Source organism: Romboutsia sp. (assembly GCF_035470145.1).
Classification (GTDB): domain Bacteria; phylum Bacillota; class Clostridia; order Peptostreptococcales; family Peptostreptococcaceae; genus Romboutsia_D.
In genome coordinates this window covers 1-7,873 of sequence record NZ_DATIRC010000102.1, presented here as the reverse complement: position 1 = coordinate 7,873, position 7,873 = coordinate 1, and the positions used below count along the sequence as shown (strand labels likewise).

The 7,873-nt window shown below is 28.9% G+C and carries 8 protein-coding genes; all 8 read right to left on the bottom strand.

What is annotated here, in order from left to right; translation table 11 throughout:
- Window positions 1-60: 60 nt before the first annotated feature.
- Window positions 61-699: a helix-turn-helix transcriptional regulator gene (locus VLM92_RS03630; protein WP_325274990.1), complete on the bottom strand. Its 639-nt coding sequence runs from the start codon at window positions 697-699 to the stop codon at window positions 61-63.
- 385 nt (window positions 700-1,084) lie between these two features.
- Window positions 1,085-3,151 carry a glycine--tRNA ligase subunit beta gene (gene glyS, locus VLM92_RS03625; RefSeq protein WP_325274989.1) on the bottom strand — a complete coding sequence of 689 codons (2,067 nt, stop codon included), beginning with the start codon at window positions 3,149-3,151 and terminating at the stop codon, window positions 1,085-1,087.
- Window positions 3,151-4,029, bottom strand: coding sequence for a glycine--tRNA ligase subunit alpha (gene glyQ, locus VLM92_RS03620; protein ID WP_325274988.1), 879 nt, complete (start codon window positions 4,027-4,029; stop codon window positions 3,151-3,153). The genes glyS and glyQ overlap by 1 nt, the downstream gene beginning before the upstream one ends.
- A 182-nt stretch (window positions 4,030-4,211) precedes the next feature.
- Window positions 4,212-4,805 (bottom strand): DUF4342 domain-containing protein, encoded by a 594-nt coding sequence (locus VLM92_RS03615; RefSeq protein WP_325274987.1) that lies wholly within the window; start codon window positions 4,803-4,805, stop codon window positions 4,212-4,214.
- Window positions 4,798-5,571, bottom strand: coding sequence for a DNA repair protein RecO (gene recO / locus VLM92_RS03610; protein ID WP_325274986.1), 774 nt, complete (start codon window positions 5,569-5,571; stop codon window positions 4,798-4,800). The genes VLM92_RS03615 and recO overlap by 8 nt, the downstream gene beginning before the upstream one ends.
- Window positions 5,537-5,692 carry a YqzL family protein gene (locus tag VLM92_RS03605; protein WP_325274985.1) on the bottom strand — a complete coding sequence of 52 codons (156 nt, stop codon included), beginning with the start codon at window positions 5,690-5,692 and terminating at the stop codon, window positions 5,537-5,539. The genes recO and VLM92_RS03605 overlap by 35 nt, the downstream gene beginning before the upstream one ends.
- Window positions 5,693-5,763: 71 nt before the next feature.
- On the bottom strand, window positions 5,764-7,143 hold the full coding sequence (gene mgtE / locus VLM92_RS03600) for a magnesium transporter (RefSeq protein ID WP_325274984.1): 1,380 nt from the start codon (window positions 7,141-7,143) through the stop codon (window positions 5,764-5,766).
- 11 nt (window positions 7,144-7,154) lie between these two features.
- Window positions 7,155-7,873 (bottom strand): GTPase Era (gene era / locus VLM92_RS03595; RefSeq protein WP_325274983.1); only part of this gene is annotated, 719 nt, incomplete at its 5' end.

The window sequence follows — 7,873 nt, the reverse complement described above, 5'->3', positions numbered from 1 at the left end:
GCTGTTTCACCTACTGAATCTGATATTACATATATAATTAAATTTTCCATATATTCCTCCTTAATTGTCAGCTAACTCTAAAAATAACTTTGTTATGTTAGTTTTAGATATCCTTCCTATAACCTTTACTTGATTTTTATCATGTTCATCATTTTCAATTACAGGTATAGAATCAACTTCATGCTCTATTATTTTCTTAGCTGCCAATACAATGTCATCCTCTTTATTAATAGTTACTACATTAGGCATTCTAGTCATTATCATGCCTATAGGCATTTTGTTTATATCATTTGATCCTATAGTAGCTTTTAATAAGTCTTTTCTTGAAACAATACCGCATAAGTTTTCGTTGTCATCTATTATAAATATACTTCCTACATCAGATAAAAATATAGTAACTATAACTTCATATATACTCATGTCTTTTTTCACTAGTATAGGTATGCTCATTATGTTTTCAACTTTTTTATCTTTTATTTTATTGCTCATCAAATTAATTTCGCTAACTCCAGAGTAAAAATATCCAACTTTAGGTCTTGCGTCTAATATTCCTGTCATAGTTAATATGGCTAAATCAGATCTTAGTGTAGCACGAGTTACGTTTAAATTAGCAGCAATACTTTCACTTGTTATAGGCTCCTTAGCTTTTACTATTTCAATTATTTTTAATTGTCTTTGATTAAGTTGAATAATAGTCACCTTCTTTCATTTATGCTATACTTTTTATTATTAATCTCTTATATAGTATATTATACATCTATATATATGCACATGTAAACATTTAATTATATAAATGATATACTTTTTGCTAAATTAATGTACATTATTAATGCGTTTAATATATATTAATGGGGTTTATATATTAAATAATGCAGCTAAATTGTTTATGCTAAATTCTATTATAATACAATGTTACTTTTAATTACTCATTTTAAAGTAAATTTTTTCATATATTTGTAGCTTATCCATTTATATGAATTTTAAATACACCTTTATACTTTGACTTTTAAAATTCATATTAAGAAAAATATTATTTTGAAATAATAATGAGGCTAAAGGTTAATTTCCTTTAGCCCCATATCTTTTACTTATATACTATCTTAGATAAGTCACATATACTTAACATTGTGTCATATATTTGCTTAAGTAATCCTAGTCTATTGTTCTTTATAGCTTCATCTTTATCCATTATCATGACACTATCAAACGTAGCATCTATAGATGGTCTTAATGCTGCAAAACAATCTAGAGATTCACTATATTTCTTTTCATTTAACAATTCTTTTACTTTTTCTTTTGTATTCTTAAATTCATTATATAGTTTTATCTCTGCTTCTTCTTTTAATAATTCTTCAGATACATCACTAGAAACTGATTTTTGAGCTAATGTAGAAACTCTATTAAATGCTGTTAACATTTCCACTAATTCATCTTTTTGTAGCCAATTATTAAGTTCTAATGCTCTTGCATGCATATCAGATATATCATCTATATTTGAACTTAATACAGCATCTATTACATCGTATCTTATTCCTAACTCTCTAAATAAGTTTTTTATTCTTTCTTTAAAGAATTCCATCATTTGAGATACAACTTTTTCTTTATTAAACTCTAAATTAGTGTAATTATCTAATGCTAATTGCACTAATTCTTTTAAGTTTACATCTAACTTTCTATCCATTAGTATATTTATCACACCTAGTGCTTGACGTCTTAATGCATAAGGGTCTTGAGAACCTGTTGGTTGTATTCCTATTGCAAAGAATCCTGCTATAGAATCTAACTTATCTGCTATAGATAATGCTACTCCAGGATTAGTTTGAGGAAGTATATCTCCTGCAAATCTTGGTAAGTAATGTTCAAATATAGCTTCACTTACTAACTCATTTTCTCCACCAACTTTTGCATACTCTCTACCCATGATTCCTTGAAGTTCAGTAAACTCAAATACCATACCTGTAACTAAGTCAGCCTTACATAACTTAGCAGCTCTTTTTGTATCTTTACTTTCATTAGTTAACCCTAATAATTCAAGAATATTAGCACTTAATTTTTCAATTCTTACACTTTTATCATAAACTGTTCCAAGTTTAGCTTGGAATACAACACTCTTTAACTTTTCTATGTAACTTTCTAAGTTTTTCTTAGTGTCTTCTTTATAGAAGAATAAAGCATCTGCAAGTCTTGCTTCTAGCACCTTTTCGTTACCTTTTTTTACATTATCTATTCTATAATCATTTCCATTTCTAACAGCTATAAAGTTTGGCAATAATTTTCCATCCTTTAATACCGGGAAATATCTTTGATGTTGTTGCATAGGAGTTGTTACAACTTCTTTTGGAAGTTTTGCATAGTCTGCATCAAATTCTCCATAAAATGCAGTTGGATACTCTACTAAATGAGTTACTTCTTCTAATAAGTCTTCATCAAATTCTATTTCTCCACCTAAAGAATTTGCAACTTCTATACATTGTTTTTTTATAAGTTCTTTTCTTTTTTCTTGGTCTAATATTACATAGTTTTCTTCTAATTTAGTAAAATAGTCTTCTAAAGAATTAACTTCAAATTCACTTTGTCCTAAGAATCTATGTCCTTTAGTTACATTGGCAGATTTTATTCCTTCTAAATCTATTTCTAATACATTATCATTTAATAATGTAACCATCCATCTTATTGGTCTAGCGAACCTCATGTTTTTTCCACCCCAACGCATAGCCTTAGGGAATACAACCATTTTTACTGATTCTGGTAATATTTCTTTTAATACTTCGCTAGTTTCTTTTCCAACTTGTCTTATAGTTCCGAATATATATTCATCTTTACCAACAACCTTAAATACCACTTCTTCTTCTTTAAGACCTTTACTTTTCATAAATCCTAGTGCAGGCTTAGTAAAGTTCCCATTTTCATCAAGTGCTATTTTTTTAGCTGGCCCTTTTACTTCTTCTTCTAAATCACTTTGTCTTTCACTTATACCTTGTACTACGAAAGTTAACCTTCTTGGTGTTCCAAAGCTCTGTATATCTTCAAAGCTTATTCTTTTTTCATTAAATAATTTAGTTAAGTTATTTTTAATTTGGTCTAATGTAGACGCTACAAATCTTGATGGTAATTCTTCAACACCAATCTCAAATAAAAGGTAATTCTTCATTATCTGTCACCTTCCTTTAAAAGTGGGAATCCCATTTCTTCCCTTTGTTTTACAAATGCTAATGCAACATTTCTAGCCATATTTCTAACTCTACTTATAAATGATGCTCTTTGGCTAACTCCTATAGCTCCTCTTGCATCTAAAGTGTTAAATGCATGAGAACATTTTAACACATAATCGTATGCTGGAACTACAAGTCCTTTTTCCATAAGTTTTAAACCTTCTTTTTCATATGTATCAAATAAATTGAATAACATATCTGCATCACACTCTTCAAATGCATATACAGAATTTTCATATTCAGCTCTTTGGAATACATCACCATAAGTTATTTCATCATTCCACTTTAAATCATAAACACTATCAACTTCTTGGATATACATTGCTAGTCTTTCTAATCCATATGTAATCTCTCCAGTTTCAAGTTCACATTCTATTCCTCCAACTTGTTGGAAGTATGTAAATTGAGTTATTTCCATACCATCTAACCAAACTTCCCATCCAAGTCCCCAAGCTCCAACTGCTGTTGCTTCCCAGTTATCTTCAACAAATCTTATATCATGTTCATTTGGATCTATACCTATAGCTTCTAAACTTCCTAGATATAATTCTTGTATATTATCTGGAGATGGTTTTAATATAACTTGGAATTGATGATGTTGATATAGTCTATTTGGGTTTTCCCCATATCTACCATCCGCTGGTCTTCTAGATGGTTCTACATAACAAACCTTCCAAGGCTCTGGTCCTAATGATCTTAAGAACGTATTAGGATTCATTGTTCCTGCACCCTTTTCTACATCATAAGGTTGCATCATGATACATCCTTGCTTAGCCCAGTAATTTTGCAACGTAAGTATCATATTTTGAAAATTCATAAGAATACCTCCTATAAGTTTACGATTTCGTTCATCGCTTATTATTTGAAACTATAGTTTCCTTTAATATAACAAAGCCTTCCGTTTATACGAAAGGCCTTTTAATAGTTCTTTTCTAACTTTTAGAATATCAAATTCTAGATTTTTTGTCAATGTCAATACTCAATACTATGACTATACTACTATTTTTTATCTAAATCTATTTTTTCATCTTCTTCAATAAGCTCATCTGTTATATCTTTATTGTCTTTTTTAGGGTCTACTACAATATCTTTTACTTCTTTCGCTGTGTTAGTTAACATTTGTTTTAACATATTAAGTTTTTCTTCATTTAACTCACCTAAATCAACTGTCGATCCATCATCTTCATTTTGTATCATTATTTGATATTTACCTATAACCGCTGCTGATAATCCCACTAGTGTAACTAAAGGCCCTAATGCTAATCCTACAACTCCTATTGTTAAAGGTATATTCATTATTATTTTACCATTTTTTCCAACTATAACTCTTATTATACTACTTTTCTTAAGAAGATCTTTTACTTGAATTTTTAATTCTCTAAGGTCTTCATTATCTTTAGAAAAAACTTCTTCCATTGTTTTTTTAGCTTGTTTTGTTTTACTTCCAACACCTTTTTGAGATTCTAATAATATAACAGCCTCTATAACATCTCCATCACAATCTAAAAGAGCTTGCTTAGCTTCTGCATATGTTGCACCTGAAACTCTTTCTATCACAACATCTAACTTTTCTATAGTTATATTGCTATTCACCCTTATCAACTCCCTTATTATTTTGTATGCTTTGTAATAAGTTTAATGACTTTAAATTAACATTGTCAACATAAACATTTAAGTACTTCTTTAAAACTTTCCCTAATTCATAAGTTATATATTTTGATACTTTAGCTTTGCTACACTGTAATATATCATTACTTAATATATATTCCATCAATTTTATAGTTGTTATATCAAGTTTTAAACCTTCTTCACTATTTTCGCTACAAATATTACATAATGTCCCACCTTCATATACATTAAATGTCGGATCACTTAAATTTTTACTTCCACAACTACAACATCTATTGACTACTGGCTTAAATCCTATGTAGTCTAAAAATTTTAATTCAAAAGCATGAGTCACAAACTGGTTATCTACATTTTGTTGTGTATATAAGTACAGTGCCTGGGCAAGTAGTATAAACAACCTATTGTTAGTTTGATTTTCAAGAGTAGAACCTTCTACTAATTTTGTAATATATGTTGCATATGAAAAAGCTTCTATATCATAGGATATATCATAAAAACTTTTTATTATATCACTTTGACTTACTCTATACATACCACCTTGCTTTTTTAAGGTATAGTTTGAATAAGAAAAAAGCTGCGAAGATGAAAGTAAAGCGCTTTTATTTTTTTTTGCTCCCTTTGCTAATGCAGCTATCTTTCCAAGTTTTCGTGTAAACAAAGTTAATATTACATCATTTTCTTCATATCTTATTGCTTTAAGTACTATCCCCTGGGTGTTCAAAATTATCATAGTCAGTATCTATCTCCCTCATCTCTTCATTTTCTACATTTAAGTTCTTACAATCTTGTAAATAAAGATAGGCTTCTATACTACCCGTCTTTTTAAAAACTTCCCAACATAAATTGTTCATTTTTAAAAACCCCCTTCTTACGGTTATATTTATATTTTTAGTAAGAAGAGGGTAAATAATACATGAAGTTATTAAACAATTTTTGACAATAATATGGTTGTTATCACAAGATATATAGCTATTCCAGTTATATCAAGCGCTGTAGCTATAACAGGTGCAGATATTATAGACGGGTCTACATCTAATTTTTTGAATAATACTGGCATAAACGCACCTATCATTGCGCCTACTATCATATTTATAAATAATGATATTGATACTACTAGCACAATGTTAATATCTTTTATAAATATAAACGTTACAGCTGCTATTACTAAACTACATATTATTCCTGTAATAAGGCCTACAATACCCTCTCTTATAACATTACTAAATTCTAAGTTTCTATTAGATAACGCCATCACTGTTAATGCCGATGATTGTGTACCTATATTTCCACCCATACCTATTACAACTGGTATGAAAAATACTAACGCTCTATAAGTTGGGTTCATTATAAAATCTAAGTTTGAAAGTATTAATGTTGATAATAACCCTCCTATTAGAGTTACTATCAGCCAAGGAATTCTAGCTCTAACTGATGATACAATTTGTTCTCTTGGTGTAGGGTTTACCTTTTCTACAAAATCTCTTTCCTGTTCAGAAGTCCCCGCAAACTTATACATATCTTCAGTTGCTTCTTCTTCCATTACATCTATTATATCATCTACTGTTATTATTCCCTTTAGCCTTTGTTGTCTATCTATAACTGGTATCGCTATTAAGTTATATTTAGAAACTAGCCTTACAGCTTCTTCTCTATCTTCATCTACATATACATATATTATATTTTCGCTCATTAAATCTTCTACTATGTTAGCATCTCTAGCCGTTATAAGTTCTCTTAAAGATAAAACACCAACTAATCTTTCTTCATTATCCACTACATATATATAATATATAGTTTCTGCATCTTGAGCATTTTCTCTCATATGCTTAATAGCATCTTTAGCTGTCATATCTTTATTTATTTCTATATATCCAGTAGTCATTATCCCGCCTGTAGATTCTTCTTCATAAATTAACAGTTCTTTTACATCATCAGCATCTTCCTGACTTAAAAGTTCCATTATTTCTTCTCTTTCATTTTCTTCTAATTGACTTAAAATATCAGCCATATCATCAAGAGACATTAACTCTAATATATTTCTTCTATGTTCTATATCTATTTTTGATAGTATTTTGCTAAAGAAATCAGCATTACTTTCTTCTAATATAGATGCTGCCATGTCTAGAGGAAGAACTTCAAATAATTTTATTTTCATATTTTCTTCTAAATGCTCCATAATATCAAAAATATCTATTATATGATATTCCTCAAGTAATTCTCTTAATTCTAATATTTTATTATTTTCAATTAATATCTTGACTTCGCTTAATAAATCCTGGGAAGCATCCTGTTTCCTATCCATATAATCCACCTTTATTTTTCAGTATATCCAAAATTACTTACATAATTTTGTAAATTTCTCCAATTTTCCTTTACTTTAACCCATAATTGAAGGTTTATTTGAGAGCCTAAAAGCAATTCCATATCCTCTCTAGCTGATTTCCCTATTCCTTTTAGTTTTCTTCCATTTTTTCCAATTATTATCCCTTTATGTGAATCTCTTTCACAGTATATAACTGCAGATATATCAACTATTTCTTTATCTTTTCTTGATTTCATTTTTTCAATCTCAACAGCTACTCCATGAGGTATTTCATCATGAACATAGTGAAGTACTTTTTCTCTTATTAATTCTGATACTAATACTCTTTCTGGTTGGTCAGTTATCATATAATCTGGGAAGTACTTAGGACCTTCCTCTAAATGATTTTGTATTACCTTTAGTAATTCTTTGACATTTCTTCCCTTTAATGCTGATATAGGTACTATTTGTTTAAATACACCTTCAGCATGATACATTTTCATCATATCAAATAAGTCTTGTTCTTCTATTTGATCCATTTTGTTTATAACTAAAACCACTGGATTTTTTATATTTTTTAAGTCATCTATTATCTTTCTGTCTCCAGGTCCTATCTTTTTAGAATCATCTACTACAAATAATACTAAATCTACATTTTTAAATGCATCTGTAGCTGATTTAACCATAAATTCACCTAATTTATTTTTAGGTTTATGTATACCTGGTGTAT

Excerpts from the sequence above, each read along its gene's own strand:
- glyS (WP_325274989.1), bottom strand. The coding sequence starts at position 3,151 with ATGAAGAATTACCTTTTATTTGAGATTGGTGTTGAAGAATTACCATCA.
- VLM92_RS03605 (WP_325274985.1), bottom strand. The coding sequence starts at position 5,692 with ATGAACAATTTATGTTGGGAAGTTTTTAAAAAGACGGGTAGTATAGAA.
- recO (WP_325274986.1), bottom strand. The coding sequence starts at position 5,571 with ATGATAATTTTGAACACCCAGGGGATAGTACTTAAAGCAATAAGATAT.
- glyQ (WP_325274988.1), bottom strand. The coding sequence starts at position 4,029 with ATGAATTTTCAAAATATGATACTTACGTTGCAAAATTACTGGGCTAAG.
- mgtE (WP_325274984.1), bottom strand. The coding sequence starts at position 7,143 with ATGGATAGGAAACAGGATGCTTCCCAGGATTTATTAAGCGAAGTCAAG.